Genomic DNA, 15,175 nt, shown 5'->3' with positions numbered 1-15,175 from the left:
GGACTTTACAAGACAGAAGCAAATGTGGTAAAATATTTTATTAAAAAACTGCCGCAAAGGGGGAACTGCTGATGAAAAAGCGATGGGCCATGGGTCTGCTGTGCTGCTTGCTGCTGTTTCAATTGGCTTTTCCGGCCAAAGCGGCGGGCAGTGTGTATTTCGTGGCGGCAGAGGAAAGCGTTCTGCCGGTGACAGATGCCACCATGCCCTTCTGGGCCAACGGCTATCTGTATGTACCGGCCTCTGTATTCACCAATCTGGGGATCTCTGTCATCAACAATACCGCAAAAAAGATGACGGTGCTGGAAAAGGACCGCCGGGCCATGCTGTTTGACTGGGCCAAAGGTACGGCGCAGGACAGCAGCGGCAGTCTGTTCACCCCCGGCGTCATTCAGTCCGGCGGACTGGTGTTTGTCCCGGCGTCTACCGTCGCAAACTTTTTCGGCCTGCAATATTCCGTGACAGATGTGACCAACGGCTATCTGGTGTGGCTGCGGTCTCCGGATTTCGGCATGAGCGCCAAGGATTTTGCCAATGCGGCGACCTACAATATGGAAGAGCGCTACAACGCGTATAACAAGGGTGCCACGTCCAGTACCACGCCCAATGTACCGGTTACACCCTCCGCACCGACGCGGGGGGCTAGGATCCATCTGTGTCTGGAAGCGGATCAGCGGACCTCCGGACTGCTGGACGCCTTGGACCGTGCCAACGGCTGGGCCACCTTCTACTGCACGCCGGACTTCTTGGAGTCCAACGGCGAGCTGCTGCGGCGGATGACTGCCTCCGGTCATGCGGTGGGCATTCTGGCGGAGAGCGGCGAGGACACGGCGGAGCAGCTGCGGCGGGGCAATGAAGCCCTGTACCGGGCCACTCTGGGAAAGACCCGGCTGGCCTACGTGCCGGATGCGGAGGAGACGGAGCTGCAGGCCTTGGAGGAGGTCGGCTGGCGGTGCCTGACACCCTCAATGGACCGGTCGGATTACAAGCTGGAAAGCAGCTCCAACGCCTCCGCGCTGATGAAGCGGGTGTCGGCCCGGCGGGGGGATGTGTCTGTCTGGCTGGGGACCACTGCCTCTGCCGCGGGCCTGCGGGAATTTGTAATCTCCGCTCAGGGAGCGGGCCACTACTGCCGGGCGATGACGGAAATCGGCTGACCGGCGGCTGAAATGGCGCAAGATTTACAAAACGTTCAACACCCTGACGAAGTTTAGGGTAATATAAAGTAGAGAAGAACATAAGAAACGGGACCGGAAGGCCCTGCAGAACGGAGGAGACCCTATGGGACGCAACATTCTGGTTGTAGAAGACGATAAGAATATCTCCGACCTGATCCACATGTATCTGGTAAAGGAAGGCTTTGATGTCCGCATCGCTGGGGACGGCGGCAAAGCACTGGAGGAGTTCCAGAAGAAGGAACCGGACCTGATCCTGTTGGACATCATGCTGCCTGTGATGGATGGCTGGGCGGTCTGCGCCAAGATCCGGGAGACCAGCAAGGTGCCCATCATCATGCTGACGGCCAAGAGCGAGGTCTTTGATCGGATTCAGGGCCTTGAAATGGGCGCGGATGACTACATCGTCAAGCCCTTTGAGATGAAGGAGCTGATCGCCCGGATCAATGCCGTTCTGCGGCGGACGGAGATCCCCAACGACACCAGCAAGAAACTCCATTTCGACAAGCTGACCATTGATCTGGATTCCTATGAGCTGATCGTGGACGGCAAAAAGATCGACACGCCCCCCAAGGAGCTGGAACTGCTGTACCATCTGGCCTCCACCCCCAACCGGGTCTACACCCGCAACCAGCTTTTGGACGAGGTGTGGGGCTTCGACTATTTTGGCGACAGCCGCACCGTGGACGTGCATATCAAGCGCCTGCGAGAAAAGGTAGAGGGCGTCAGCGACCAGTGGGCGCTGAAAACCGTCTGGGGCGTGGGCTATAAGTTCGAGACCGTTGGCGGCCAGACGGCAGACAAGGCGAAGTAATATGAAGGATTGGTTCCGCGAGCGGTTTCACGGGCTCTATTGGCGGCAGATGGCCGTCACCGTGGGCATGGTGTTCCTGACGCTGGTGCTGTTGGGCGTGTCCTTTTTTTCCCTGAGCTATTCCTATGCCCGGGGGCAGAAAACCGATGAGCTGATGGTCCGGGCGATGGCGGTGAGCAAGCTGTCCGTGCGGTATCTGGAGACCGGCCGCTATCTCTCTATGGAGGAATTGCAGAAGGACGAGCAGTTCCGTCAGCTGGCGGCCACTGCCGCCGTGATCTCCGAAATGGATATTCTGGTGTGCGATATGGATGGCCATGTCCTCCTGTCCACGGATGCCACTATGGAGGGCCGGCCCGTCACCATTCCGTCATCGGTGATGGACAAGGTCTCCGCAGACGGCACCTGGGCCGGGCGGAGCCGTCTGGACCAGATCTATGCCAGCAAGCAGTTTGTGGGCGGCGTGTCCGTGGTGAACCCGACCACCGGGGAGGTCCTGGGGGCGGTGTTCACCGTCTGCGCCTCGGATTCCGTTGATAATCTGTGGCGGGCCTTTGCGGGACTGCTGATGATGACGGGCTTCGTGGTGCTGATGATCTCCTTTATGGCGTCCTCCATTACCACCATGCGGCAGATCAAGCCCATCCGGGAGATGGCTGCTGCCACCCGGCAGTATGCCGACGGTGATTTTGATGTTCGCATGAATGACTACGGCCGGGAGGACGAGATCGGCGAGCTGGCGGCTTCCTTTAATAATATGGCAGAGTCCTTGCAGCAGACGGAGCGTCAGCGCCGGGAGTTCATCGCCAACATCTCCCACGAGCTGAAAACCCCTATGACCACCATCGCCGGGTATACGGACGGCATTTTGGACGGTACCATCCCGCCTGAGAATGAAAAGCAGTATCTGCGGATCATCGCCAACGAGAGCCGCCGTCTCAGCCGCCTTGTGCGGCGGATGCTGGATGTCAGCCAGCTGCAGGCTATCGATCCCCTGCGCAACGGTAATCATTTCGATGTGTGCGAGTCTATGCGCCGGGTACTGATCTCCATGGAGAAGAAGATCAATGACCGGCATCTGGATGTGGAAGCGGATATTCCCGATGAGCCAATTTTGGTGCTGGGCGACAACGATATGATCACCCAGGTCATTTACAACCTGCTGGAAAACGCTGCCAAATTTGCACGGGAAGGCTCCACCCTCTACCTGGGCGTGGCCATGATGGATGGCAAGGCCCGGATCACCGTCCGAAATGTGGGCGAGACCATCCCGGCGGAGGAGCTGCCGCTGCTGTTTGAGCGGTTCCACAAAAGCGACAAGTCCCGCAGCGAGGATAAGGACGGCTATGGCTTGGGCCTGTATATCGTCAAGACCATTTTGCAGCAGCACAAGGAAGAAATCAATGTCACCAGCGAGAATGGCGTGACCACCTTCACGTTTTCTCTGCGGGTGGAGTAAAGAGGTACTATGAGCGAGCGCAGGACCCTGCAGACGCGGGGAGAAGTCATCGAGGAATACAGCAGAGATTTCCCCGCGGAGATCGTGGAGACCTATTCCCGGCCTTTGCCGGGGGCCGTGGAGCCTGTACCCACAGAGCCAACGCCCAGATCTCGGAGGAAAAAGCGACGGGTGTGGAAGGGGCTGATGATCCTTCTGGCCATAGCGGCGGTAATCGCTTTGCTGGCGGCGGGGGTGCGGTGGCTGATATGGGAATTGCAAATGCCTGATGACTGGGGCGAGGACGATTATTACTACTATGACCAGGATCAGGAGGATGAGGATGCCCCCATTACCATTCCCACTGAGGAACCGGATGCAGACGCTCGTCTGGAACTGGCGAAGGACCGCAGCCATGCGCTTTCGGCTCAGGAGGTTTACCGGAAGGTAAGCGGCGCCGTGGTCACGGTGGCGGTGGATCTGGACGGCGGCCGGATGTCTGTGGGAACCGGTGTGATCTTCCGGGAGGACGGCTACATCCTCACCAACCACCATGTGGTAGCCGGGGGCAAGAGCTGCACGGTGCTGCTGTCCGGAGGACGGCCCTATGCGGCGAAGTATATCGCCAGCGACGCCGGGTACGATCTGGCTGTGCTGAAGATCAATGCGGAGGAGGCTCTTCCCTTTGCGGAATTCGGAAATTCCGACGCTTTGTCCGTAGGCGACCCTGTGTACGCCATCGGTACGCCCCTGGACATTGAGATGGGCGGCACCTTCACGGATGGTATCGTTTCCTCTGTCAACCGGGAGATCCAGCTTACCAGCCGGACCTCCATGCCACTGATCCAGACCAATGCGGCGCTGAACAACGGCAACTCCGGCGGCCCGCTCATCGACAGTTACGGGCAGGTAGTGGGTATCAACTTTATGAAGCTGTATGCCCGATATTCCACGGTGGAGGGTCTTGGCTTTGCCATTCCCTCCGTGCAGGCGGAGCGGGTGGTCAATGATCTGCTGATCTACGGCGAGCCTCAGCCGGAGCCGCTGCTGGGCGTTTCCGTTCTGCAAGTGCCGGACCAGCTGGCGGAGCACCTGTGGGGCATTCAGGTGAAGGAGGTCACGGCGGGCGGCGCGGCGGACCGGGCTGGCGTCCGGGCCGGGGATTATCTTTTGGCGGCGGACGGCAAGGAGACCCTCAGCAGCGCGGATCTGCTGCGGGCCCGGTGGCAGCATCATGTGGGAGACGAGATGACGTTGACCCTCTGGCGCCGCGGCGAGATCCTGACGGTAACGCTGGAACTGACTGAGGCCGTGGAAAAGTGATCCCCTCTAAATGAAACGAATGACCCCCGGCGGCTGAGTTCAGCCGCCGGGGGTTTTATGATCCTTTTGGGGGAAAATCAGCGAAAGACCGGAGAGCAGCAGGTAGATACCGAAGGGGCGGCGCAGCAGGTCCACATCCACCGCTGTGGCGATCCATGCCCCTGCAAGTGCCGCCGGGACAGCCACGGGAACGGCAGCCTTCCATGTGGGTGTATCCAGATATCCCTTCTGCCAGTGGCACAGCAGGGCGGAAATGGCTGTGGGCAGGAAGAACAGCAGGTTGATGCCCTGGGCCATTCGCTGGTCCACGCCTAAAAACAGTGTCATCACCAATAGCAGCAGCGTTCCGCCGCCCACGCCCCACGCGGAGATCACCGCAGCCCCCAGCCCGCAGAGAAAGGGGAGCAGCCAGTCCGTCACAGCAGATACCTCACCCCCGCGTAAAAGAGAAAGGCGGCGAAGATCCACTTCAGAATTTTGGCGGACACTCTGCCGTAGAGCTTTCCGCCCAGCCAGCCCCCCAGCAGCCCACCCGCCAGATAGGGCAGGGCGGAGGCCCAATTCATCCCGCCCCGCCAGAGGTACATGGCGGCGGACACGGCGCACACCGGGAAAATGACCGCCACACAGGTGGCATAGAGCTGCCGGGACTTCAGATTGCCCCAACGGGAGAGAATGGGGAGAAATACCATACCGCCGCCCCCACCGAACAGACCGTTGGCAAGACCAGCTGCACCGCCGGCGATCCGGGCGGGCCATTTTGAAGCCATCACGCCACCTTCCTTTCGCGTATGTACGGACCTCCGCCGGTGGGTCAAAGGATTTTCGGCCCGGCGGCGGAGGGGAGGGAGCCGTTATTTCAGCTCAAAGCTCTGGCAGTCGGTGCACTTGATCTCGGTGGGGTTAGCCTCGTGAGTGCCGACCCGAATGGAGGTCAGGCCGCAGTAATTGGAGTCCTGGCAGTGGTGCGCGCAGTTGTTGACGGTGCAGCTGATGCTCTGATTGGGGGTGCACTGGCAGCCGCCGTTGGTGCAGTCCTTCATGATTCGTTCCTCCTGCATGAGAAAAATTTTGGCTTACGCCGTCAGGTAGTATGTCCCCGGACCTGAACTTTATACGGCGGCGAACATAAAAAACAGGCGTTCCTGGAGGGAACGCCTGAGACTGTCGATAAAGTGGTATATTCTCCGCAACGGTAAGGAAGGGTGTGCGCGGGAAACCCAAGAAGGGTGTCCTGCGCCATTGAAATCCTAAGTTTTCAGAACTTTTGTGAAGTTCTGAAAACTTGCTCAGCGGGGCGAAAAGACTTTTTCGACACGCTGAGGCGTTCCCTTTGGGAACGCCTGTCGATCATACGATCATTATTTTTCCAAAAGCTTCCGCAGGGAGTCAAAGGCTTCACCCAGTTCCGCCTTAGCCCTGGCGGAGGGGTTGGCCCGGAGGACCCGCAAAGCGGTTTCATAGCGCTGGATGGAGCGGGTGCGGACCTGTGCTTCTCTCTGGCGGACGGCAGCGATGAGGGCGTCCAGCTCCTCCCGATGCTTGGCAAGCTCCTGCTCGCCGGGTTCGTCGATGCCATCGTCCAGCGCGGCGCGGGTCTTTTCCAAAGCCTGGGCGATATTGGCCAGGATTTCCAGCTTGGATTCTACTCGGCGGCGGAAGGCGTTTTCCAGAGCCGCCCGGCGGCGCTGCTTCCGGACCTGCTTGGCGGTGCGGTGGGCTTCCAGCTCGTCAGCCAGATAGGACTGCAGCAGGTATCTGTCCAGAGAGGTCTTTTCCCGGAAAGCCTGCAGTTCCTCGGCAGTGCGGGCCTGGGCGGCCTCGGCCTTTTTGGCCAGCCGCCGCAGCTCTGCGTTTTCCTCGGTAAGCTTGGTAAGGACCTCCCGCAGGTCGATGGCGGCCTTGGTGGACTTTACCGTATCCATGATGAACAGCACGGCGATCACTGCGGCCAGAGGATTCACCAGCAGGGCCGGGAGCTTATGGAGCAGCTTGTCGATGGGGGGATGGATGACATAGATCAGCAGATCGGAGAAAAAGCCCCAGGCGATCGAACTGGTCAGGCAGATGTAGCCGTGGAGGTTAAAGGGCTGCTTGGTGTAATCCCAGTAGCGGACCTTGAAAAGCTGCTCCATTACGGCGCCTACCACATATTCCAGCGCCGTAGCGGCCAGCATACCCAGAAAATAGACCAGCCAGAAGTTGTCCGCCACCGGCAGAGTGGCGAAGAGAATGATGATGGCTCCGGAGCCGTAGATGGGCAGCAGCGGCCCATGGAGAAAGCCCCGGTTCACCCAATGACGCTGCTTGGCGGAGACATAACAGGATTCCCAGACCCAGCCGCAGAAGCAATAGAAGAAGAACAGCAGGGCCCACTGCCCCGGCGTGTAAACGTACATAGAAAACCATCCTTTCATAGGATCAGCAGTGCCGCTTGGCTGCGGGTCAGTCCAGATTGACCCGGAAATCGCCCCGGGCCGCCGCGTCTGCCCGGCGCTGCTTTTCCTCAGCCTGAGCATCCAGCAGCCCGCCGATGATCTGGTTGGATACTAAAAAGCCCTTGGGGGTCAGATGCCACACACCGTTTTCCAACACAGCATAGCCGGCGACCTCGCACTTTTGCAGAAACGGCAGGAAAATCGGATCAAACCGGCGGCGGAACCGGGTCTCATAGTCCTTGGGATCCAGACCGGAGACCAGCCGTGTACCCAGCATCACCCACTCCACGTCCCGGTCTCTGGGAGGGATGACGGTGTTTTCAGAAAAGCGGAACTGTCCGCCGTGTGCGGCGGCGATGTAGGCGTCCAAGTCCTTTTCATAGGCATACCGGATGCCGCCGAAATCGCTGTGGGCGCCGGGGCCGAAGCCGGCGTATTCCTGAAGCTTCCAATATTTCAGGTTATGCCGGGATTCCCGGCCCGGCTTGGCGAAGTTGGAAATTTCGTACTGCTCATAGCCGTACTGCTTCAAAAATTCCACGGTTTGCAGGTACATATCCGCCTGCTCCTCGTCTCCCGGCAGACCGGCGGTGTCCTTCATGGCAAAGAGAGGCGTCCCTTCCTCTACCTTCAGGCCATAGCAGCTCAGATGCTCCGGGTTCAGAGCTACGGCAGCGGCGAGATTTTCCATCCATCGCTCCTGCGTCTGGTGGGGCAGACCATAAATGAGGTCCAGCGACAGATTTTGAATCTTGGCTTTCCGGGCAGCCTCCACCGCCTGTTGGACCTGCTCCATGGTGTGGACCCGGCCAATGGTTCGCAGTTCCTCGTCGCAGGCGGACTGCATCCCCAAGGAGATCCGGTTGAAGCCGCAGCGCCGCAGGGCGCGGAGAGCTTTCCAATCCCCGGCGGAGTCCGGGTTGGCCTCCAGAGTGATCTCCGCGTCGCGGGCCACTTGATAACGCTTTTCAATGACCTTTAAAATTTTGCACAGGCGCTTTTCTCCTAAGTAGCTGGGAGTGCCGCCGCCGAAGTATACGGTATCCACTGTGTGAGACGCGGCCAGCGGCGCGGCTTCTGTCAAATGGGCGCAGAGGGCGTCGGTATAGGCGTCCATGCGGTCCTCGCTATGGGGCAGGGAGTAGAAGTCGCAGTAGACGCATTTGGCCTTGCAGAAGGGGATGTGGATGTACAGCCCCAGCGGCCGGACGGTTTTCATAAAAATGCCCTCCTTTTGGAATCATGGTCAACAGTTTACCGCTTTTCAGACTGCATTGCAAGAAATTTCACATACTTTTCGCCGGAATGGGGAAACTATGGAAAACTTGTGAAAAGAGGTCGCCCTATGGATATGACGCCCCGGGAATACCAACAGTATGTGCAGCGGAAAATGAAAAAGTCCCCCTTGGGGAAGGACGTGTGTCTGGCCTTTCTCGTGGGTGGGGCCATCTGCGCTCTGGGACAGGCCGTTCTGGACGGCTGGATATCTCTGGGCCTGTCCGAGGAGGACGCGGGCACAGCTACCTCCTGTTCGCTGGTGGCCCTGTCCTCATTGCTGACGGGACTGAATCTCTACAACAAGCTGGCCCGCTTCGGCGGCGCGGGAACGCTGGTGCCCATTACCGGCTTTTCCAACGCAGTGACCTCACCGGCACTGGATTTCAAGTCCGAGGATTGACCTATAATAGACATACAGTCGGTTCTATGGAGTGAGTATGCTGATTTAGTCCAAAATCAAAGCTTCCTCCCGACTTATCATTTGCACGCATTCACCTTAAATGGTGGGTGCGTGCTTTTTTTGTTTTCAATGCATTTTCATAATACCTCATCAGCCTATTTTAGTCGATGGGGAAATTTTTCTTTTTTGAAGGGTGGTCAAAAGGGGTGCCATTTCTACATTCATTACGAGAGGTGCATTCGAGGTGTTTTATGACTTGCCGACCGCAGACTCTCAACCTGTTACCACAGCACTGTACCTTGAAAACCGAATACGATTCCAAGACATCACCGTGTTCGAGCCACTATGAGCAAGTGAAAGGGGCCTGGTCAAGCTCCATTGCGACGACAGCACGGGAAAATAATGGTACACTCGTCCGGCTAGGTCTCAAACCGAGGGACGACGCACCCACAAGCATGGGCCGAGGCTGGAATGCCTGTGTCCCCCTGACCAGGGGACTTGGAATCGACTCTATTTACAACTCTGTCAGGAAGGAGGTGTATGAGATGAACTGCACACAAAAACAACAGTTGGTGTGCTTTCCGAAGGTAAGAGTTTATAAGCCGTGGTTCCGACACTTCAATGATCACAAGGATTTCCGGAACGAAGGAACTGTCCATCTATTCAGTCTCATGGCGCTCTTCAGCTACGCTAATTTTCGATCCAATGAACGCGTGATCAATGACGACCGATATATGGAGGCACCGGGTCAGTGGATCTGCAAACTCGGGGCATTGCCCAGAATCCTTCGAGTCCACTCCAAGACTCAGGCGCTTGAGCTGATGGAGTACTTCGAGAATCATGGATTCCTTACCTTTGAGATCTTGGATGAGGAAAAGGAAATACTCCGCTTCACGATTGCCGATTGGAAAGAGCACTGCACACACCTACAGTATAACTATTACAGCTATAAAGGATCGGGATTCTTTTTCTTCCCGCTGCCTGTCGGCAGACTGCTTCTGAAGACTGCACGAAAGGAAGTCGGAATTGTATTCAGTGAATTGGACGCCATCATGGATATGTGGCTCCACACAATCCTGAATGACCCTAAAGTGCGAGGATCTGAGTATATGCCGGTTGTCTATTACTCCAATATGCGAGGTATGCCGCTGCTCTCATATACTTACCTTGCTCGTCGTTGGGGCTGGTCAAAGTCCCGAGTCGGACGCTTCATGTTGAAGGCCGGCGAATATGGAATTATCAGCCGTGTGAGTTTTTCCAGCTCACGCGGCTCTGTCATTTCAATGTGCCGCTATCGTGAGATGATCTACGGTGAAGGCTGTGAGGAACTCGAACTAAGCAGGATTGGCGAGATCATTGGTATTGCTAAGGCGATTGATGTGGTGGAAGCAGACGACAGCAAACTCGATATCAGCGTCGAGTCTCGCGTCCCGCCAGAGAAAACAATAGGTAAAGCCAGAAAGTCCTTGAAAATACAGGTGTTTCTGGTGGTTCGCTCCTCTTTTTTTGCTCGGCAGATTCCATTAGTCTTCTACAGTTCTTTAGACTGGGAGATGTCTGAACAGGAGAAGAGTAGTCGTGACCCGCCCAAAGAATCCACACTCGGAAAGGAGATGAAATCATGACCTCTGACAGCACACCCGTCTTTGCGCTTGAGAAGGAAGCGTTGAAGACGGAGATTGAGACTGGCCTTCAGGTTGGCGTAGATCATCTGGAGGACAAGCCGATGAAACGCAAGCCTGTGGAAAAGTATCACAACACCAGGTACTTGCTCAAGCAATACCGCAAGGTGGCCTATGCGATCCAGATCTCGGAGTCTGACATGAATGTCAGGATGGAGATGGAACATGGCACCCGGCTTTCCACACTGGAGGTCAATGCAGAGCTTGCTGGGGTTGATTTATCCGGCTCAAAGCTTGAAGGATACGCACGCACGGTCATACGGAGCAAGAATATGCTCCAGATCATCAAAAACGCGCTGAACACGGTAAGGCTGGATCCGGATCATGGGGAGTTGATGTACCAGATCCTCTATCTCACCTACTTCTCGGAGAGGAAGCTGGCCAACCGTGAAGCAATCCTTGCAGAGCTCGAGCGAATAGGTTTCCAAATGTCGATGGTGACTTATCACAGTTACCTCAATATGGCGATCAAAGCCATCGACCGCATTTTATGGGGTTATACGGCTCGTGATTGTATGGAAATCATCAAGCAATTTCTGCCCTGAACTAAAATTGAACTATTTCCGAACTGTATTTGAAGTCCTGCTTAATTGCATCTGTATTCCATAAATGTTAAGATGATAGCGTCGAAAAGTTTCATCGATGGACGGCCCTCTGCTCTGCCGGGGGCATTTTTCATGCATAAGCCAGGAGTTTGGGTCGCACTGCCCAAGCCCCTGGCTTTTCTTTTCGGCTCTAGTTGAAAGGAGGACTTCCCAGTATGAATCAGAACAAACCTGCCGTCGTCAAGAAGCTGCAGGAGCGATTCAGAAATGTAAGCGTTGGTCGTGGACTGTATATAGCATTTGTGATGCCTACGATGCTGAGCATGTTTTCCACTCGTGCTTTCGCCGCGGATACCATTTGGACGAAGGCGAGTGCGATCATGCAGGATGTGTATACGCAAATCCTCAGCATCAGCACCATTGCCGCAGTTGTTACGGCTGCCGTTGCGCTTCTTCTGATGAACTTCTCCAGATCCGGACGGACGGTTGACGAGTCCCGTGCTTGGTTGAAGCGGATCATCATTACTTGGGCTATCCTGAATAGCCTTGGCTTTATCATGGCCTATGTGACGCCTTTCTTCGCCGGTGGCACTTGGACGCCTTAAAGGAGAAACAAGATATGAAAAAAAGCATCATCTGCTTGGTATCCGGTATCATCGCTGGCATCGCCATGTGCTTGACAGCGGCTTACTTCCTGCCTGAGAGCAGCTTCGACGACGAGTTGGGCTGCTTCTGATCTGACGCAGGAGGTGTTACATGGGTATCTTAGACAGCATTGTTGAGTGGATTGCCACGCAGATCATGAACCTGCTGGACCTGGTCACAGGCTCCGTTCTTGGAGCGCTGGGTTGTGACATGAGCACTTTCTTGCGTTACTTTCCAGCCGCTGAGACGCTCTACGAAGTCTTTGCAGCGATTGCTGTTGGCTTTATCCTTTTGAACCTCGTGTGGCAGCTCTTCAAAAACTTCGGGCTTGGTGTGGGCCTTAGTGCGGAGGACCCTACCAAGCTCGCCATCAAGTCTATCCTCTTCATTTTTCTGGCACTGTTTGCCGATCAGATCATGGTGCTCATCCTGGGAATCGCCGGCACACCATATGACTGGGTTGTCGATACAGCACTACCTCCCATTGAGTTTTCCAACTTCGGTAGCGTGCTCACGGTGATAGTCGGATGTCTCGCCTCCGGATCCGTGAGCCTTATTGTTTTGATCCTTGTGATCATCATTGCCTGGAACTATATCAAGCTCCTGTTTGAGGCAGCGGAACGATATATCCTCGTCGGAGTTCTGATCTATACGGCGCCCATTGCGTTTGCGACAGGTGCGTCAGAAAGCACATCTAATGTATTCAGCGCGTGGTGCCGAATGCTTGGTGGTCAGCTTTTCCTTTTGATCATGAATGCATGGTGCCTGCGCCTGTTCACAAGCATGGTTGGCAACTTCCTTGCCAATCCGCTGTCCATATGAGGAGGTAGACATGAAACGAAAACGCATATTCACAATCCTTGTGCTCGTGCTGCTCACCTGTGCTCTGTCCACAACTGCTTTTGCCATCGATGAGAGTGAAGTGGAAAGTGCCATTGCAGCGTCCAGTCAAGAAGAAGTTGCCGGTAATGTCTTCATCTGGTTCCTGTGTGCCATTGGGTTTCTCAAAGTGAGTCAGAAGATCGATAGCTTCATGGCTTCCCTGGGAGTCAATGTTGGCAGGACAGGAGGAAGTATGCTGGCAGAACTCATGGTAGCCGGCCGTGGTATCGCCACTGCTGCAGGTGCATTTGGAAGCACGGTTTCTAATCGTCACTCCTCGCACGGTACACACAATGGTGGTCAGGCAGCCGGCGCAGCATTTACCGGTGGCGGAAACGGCCTTGTCGGGGTCACCAAACGAGCTGTGGGTAATGCTGCAGCATCAAGTGCAACAGGCACCGGATCTGGTCTTAGCAGCATCATTGGTGGTGCTATGTTCGGCTCCAGCTTAGCAAGCGGGGGCAAGTTCGCAACTAGTGTGATCGGAGCTGTTGCAAAGGGAGATATATCCTCTGTCGGTTCAATCACCGGAGAACAGGCATCGGAAGCATTGACCAGTTATCTTGGCTACTCAAGTGCTGCGGCGAGTGAGATACAAACGGATGATCCGGTCACAATTCCCACGGCGCCTGCCCCAATGAACGGCGAAGATGTTGTCACCCTCGATGGAGGATCAGCAGCCGGTGTTATCCCACCCGAAACTCAACCGTGGGCGGCGCCCAGTGCCCCCAACCCGGTGGTTTCCTCTCCTGTGGGAGCAAAACCTGTTTCTGAAGGAGGCACATCGACCGGCGTGATCACAACTGCTACGCACACAGCTTCTGCCACCCCCACGGCCCCATCTCCCGGCACTGTCCGCGAGGGGGCTGGTGTTCCCAGTTCGCCTCCCACATTCCGCAATGTGGAAATTGGCGGAGGCCGCATCACAGGACACGAAGTTGCTCCTGATGGTCAGTCTGAACGGGAGTTCGCTATGTATAGCACTGAGCAGTATATGGCTCCTACCGGCCCCTACGATACCGTAGAGACGTTAGATGGCTCTTCCTGGTACAGGCAATATGCACAGCCGACTGTCGAGAAGACTCCCTATAAGGATGGCGACGATAAGATTCGGTATGAGGAGCGCATTGTTCCTCAAATGCCGCCCGTACCCAAGAGAAAGGATAAAGTCTAATGAGTGAAGAGAACAGACAGCAACAGTCATCTGCTGAATCTACAGTAGCTGGCGCTGCGAAAACCGGTAAAGCCATTGCCAGCATCGCAAAGGGTGCCGCAACTGGCGGCGCTCATGGGGCGGCCGTTGAGGCCGCAAAATCCTCAAAGAAGTGGATCATTCCCATCGTAGCCGTCATCTTGCTTCCGGTTTTGATTATTGCCATGCTGCCCTCGGTGATATTCGGATCCCTGTTTGGCGATGGCACTGATACTCCTAACGGGATTTCCGATGATACGGTGCTGGTGCAGAACTTGGCGGATATCAACAGCGGCATCAGCATGATCCTCTCTGAGGGACTCAATGATGTGCTGGCACGGATCGACAGTGATTTCGCTGCTTCCGGCTGCGACAGTAAGGAAGTCAATAATCCGTTCGGTTCCGATGTGGTGTTTAACGCCAATGCAATCGTTTCCCAGTACTGTGCCTATAAAGACACTGACGCGACCTCCATTTCCAAGGATGATATGGAGAGCCTGCTTGCAGCAAACAAGGACAAACTCTATTCGTTCACCTATACAGACGAGGTGAGAGAAGTCCCCTCTGAGCCTGAAGCAGAAAGCACGGAAACGGTTGCACCTGACACCACAACCGAGGAACCTCCCGAGCCGACTTATGAGACCATCCGAGTCTACACCATCTCATACAATGGCGAGGCTTATTTTGCCGATCAGGTCTTCCACCTGTCAGACGACCAAAAGCTATTGGCAAGCCAGTATGCGCAAAACCTCACCGTTCTGTTGGGCGATGGTGTTTACCAGGGCCTGAGTGAAACCGAATTCTCTGCCTTGGGACTTTCCTATGACGGAGTCATTTTCTCAGATGGTGAGACGCAGGTGGTCTACTACAACCAGTTGGACGAACGTTGGAAGTACGAACTGTACGGCACAGACACCATTGGCGGTTACGCCTGTGGGCCTACCGCTATGTCCATCGTTGTATCCAGCCTGACATCCGAAACTGTCAATCCTCCTCACATGGCACAATGGGCCTATGAGAACGGCTATTGGTGTAGTGGAAACGGCTCGTACCACTCTTTAATTCCCGGTGCTGCTGAGGCTTGGGGATTGAGTGTAGAGGGCTGTACGGCAACAGAGCCCCAGCGCATCGTTGATGCCCTAGCTGATGGAAAGCTCGTGGTCGCCATCATGACAAAGGGACACTTCACTTCCAGCGGCCACTTCATTGTGCTGCGCGGCTGCACAGCTGACGGAAAGATACTCGTCGCAGATCCTTCCAGTTATAAGCGCTCCGAGAAGAGTTGGGATATGTCCATTATCCTCAACGAAGCTAGTAAGCGCGCTGGATCCGGTGGGCCGTTTTGGATCATCGGTAACTGACA

At 55.8% G+C, this 15,175-nt stretch carries 16 protein-coding genes; 11 read left to right on the top strand and 5 right to left on the bottom strand.

What is annotated here, in order from left to right; translation table 11 throughout:
• The first annotated feature begins 71 nt into the window (after positions 1–71).
• The 4 genes from H8Z83_RS07065 to H8Z83_RS07050 all read left to right on the top strand — a co-directional run bounded on the left by H8Z83_RS07065 (position 72) and on the right by H8Z83_RS07050 (position 4,750).
• Complete coding sequence (locus tag H8Z83_RS07065) at positions 72–1,157, top strand: polysaccharide deacetylase family protein (RefSeq protein ID WP_187014383.1); 1,086 nt, start codon at positions 72–74, stop codon at positions 1,155–1,157.
• 124 nt (positions 1,158–1,281) lie between these two features.
• Positions 1,282–1,989, top strand: a complete 708-nt coding sequence (locus H8Z83_RS07060; protein ID WP_187014382.1) for a response regulator transcription factor — start codon at positions 1,282–1,284, stop codon at positions 1,987–1,989.
• Between the two features lies 1 nt (position 1,990).
• On the top strand, positions 1,991–3,448 hold the full coding sequence (locus H8Z83_RS07055) for a sensor histidine kinase (RefSeq protein ID WP_187014381.1): 1,458 nt from the start codon (positions 1,991–1,993) through the stop codon (positions 3,446–3,448).
• Positions 3,449–3,457: 9 nt separating this feature from the next.
• On the top strand, positions 3,458–4,750 hold the full coding sequence (locus H8Z83_RS07050) for a S1C family serine protease (protein WP_187014380.1): 1,293 nt from the start codon (positions 3,458–3,460) through the stop codon (positions 4,748–4,750).
• 39 nt (positions 4,751–4,789) lie between these two features.
• Here H8Z83_RS07050 and H8Z83_RS07045 read toward each other — a convergent pair whose 3' ends face one another.
• The 5 genes from H8Z83_RS07045 to hemW all read right to left on the bottom strand — a co-directional run bounded on the left by H8Z83_RS07045 (position 4,790) and on the right by hemW (position 8,407).
• Complete coding sequence (locus H8Z83_RS07045) at positions 4,790–5,170, bottom strand: TSUP family transporter (protein WP_187014379.1); 381 nt, start codon at positions 5,168–5,170, stop codon at positions 4,790–4,792.
• Positions 5,167–5,568: a TSUP family transporter gene (locus tag H8Z83_RS07040; protein WP_256435318.1), complete on the bottom strand. Its 402-nt coding sequence runs from the start codon at positions 5,566–5,568 to the stop codon at positions 5,167–5,169. The genes H8Z83_RS07045 and H8Z83_RS07040 overlap by 4 nt, the downstream gene beginning before the upstream one ends.
• Positions 5,569–5,604: 36 nt before the next feature.
• The gene (locus H8Z83_RS07035; RefSeq protein WP_243184800.1) at positions 5,605–5,793 is read right to left on the bottom strand and encodes a DUF1540 domain-containing protein; all 189 of its coding nucleotides are present in this window, start codon (positions 5,791–5,793) and stop codon (positions 5,605–5,607) included.
• A 318-nt stretch (positions 5,794–6,111) separates the two neighbouring features.
• Positions 6,112–7,149 carry a putative ABC transporter permease gene (locus tag H8Z83_RS07030; RefSeq protein ID WP_187014376.1) on the bottom strand — a complete coding sequence of 346 codons (1,038 nt, stop codon included), beginning with the start codon at positions 7,147–7,149 and terminating at the stop codon, positions 6,112–6,114.
• Between the two features lie 46 nt (positions 7,150–7,195).
• A complete protein-coding gene (hemW, locus tag H8Z83_RS07025) occupies positions 7,196–8,407 on the bottom strand; it encodes a radical SAM family heme chaperone HemW (RefSeq protein ID WP_187014375.1) in 1,212 nt (403 codons plus the stop codon).
• A 126-nt stretch (positions 8,408–8,533) separates the two neighbouring features.
• On the opposite strand from hemW, the gene H8Z83_RS07020 reads away from it, so the two are divergent.
• The 7 genes from H8Z83_RS07020 (at position 8,534) to H8Z83_RS06990 (ending at position 15,173) form a co-directional block, all read left to right on the top strand.
• Positions 8,534–8,866 carry a SpoVA/SpoVAEb family sporulation membrane protein gene (locus H8Z83_RS07020; protein ID WP_187014374.1) on the top strand — a complete coding sequence of 111 codons (333 nt, stop codon included), beginning with the start codon at positions 8,534–8,536 and terminating at the stop codon, positions 8,864–8,866.
• Positions 8,867–9,411: 545 nt separating this feature from the next.
• A complete protein-coding gene (locus H8Z83_RS07015) occupies positions 9,412–10,491 on the top strand; it encodes a hypothetical protein (protein ID WP_187014373.1) in 1,080 nt (359 codons plus the stop codon).
• On the top strand, positions 10,488–11,093 hold the full coding sequence (locus H8Z83_RS07010) for a hypothetical protein (RefSeq protein ID WP_148337152.1): 606 nt from the start codon (positions 10,488–10,490) through the stop codon (positions 11,091–11,093). The genes H8Z83_RS07015 and H8Z83_RS07010 overlap by 4 nt, the downstream gene beginning before the upstream one ends.
• Before the next feature lie 215 nt (positions 11,094–11,308).
• Positions 11,309–11,698, top strand: coding sequence for a fimbrial protein (locus H8Z83_RS07005; RefSeq protein ID WP_187014372.1), 390 nt, complete (start codon positions 11,309–11,311; stop codon positions 11,696–11,698).
• 151 nt (positions 11,699–11,849) lie between these two features.
• Complete coding sequence (locus H8Z83_RS07000) at positions 11,850–12,560, top strand: hypothetical protein (RefSeq protein WP_148337153.1); 711 nt, start codon at positions 11,850–11,852, stop codon at positions 12,558–12,560.
• A gap of 10 nt (positions 12,561–12,570) precedes the next feature.
• Positions 12,571–13,794 carry a hypothetical protein gene (locus H8Z83_RS06995; RefSeq protein WP_187014371.1) on the top strand — a complete coding sequence of 408 codons (1,224 nt, stop codon included), beginning with the start codon at positions 12,571–12,573 and terminating at the stop codon, positions 13,792–13,794.
• Positions 13,794–15,173 carry a C39 family peptidase gene (locus tag H8Z83_RS06990; protein ID WP_187014370.1) on the top strand — a complete coding sequence of 460 codons (1,380 nt, stop codon included), beginning with the start codon at positions 13,794–13,796 and terminating at the stop codon, positions 15,171–15,173. Before H8Z83_RS06995 ends, H8Z83_RS06990 begins: the two co-directional genes overlap by 1 nt.
• Positions 15,174–15,175 lie beyond the last annotated feature (2 nt).

This window comes from Dysosmobacter segnis (assembly GCF_014297285.1).
GTDB classification, from domain to species: Bacteria; Bacillota; Clostridia; order Oscillospirales; family Oscillospiraceae; genus Oscillibacter; species Oscillibacter segnis.
The sequence above is the reverse complement of the archived record's forward strand: the minus strand, read 5'-3'. Positions and strand labels throughout refer to the sequence as shown.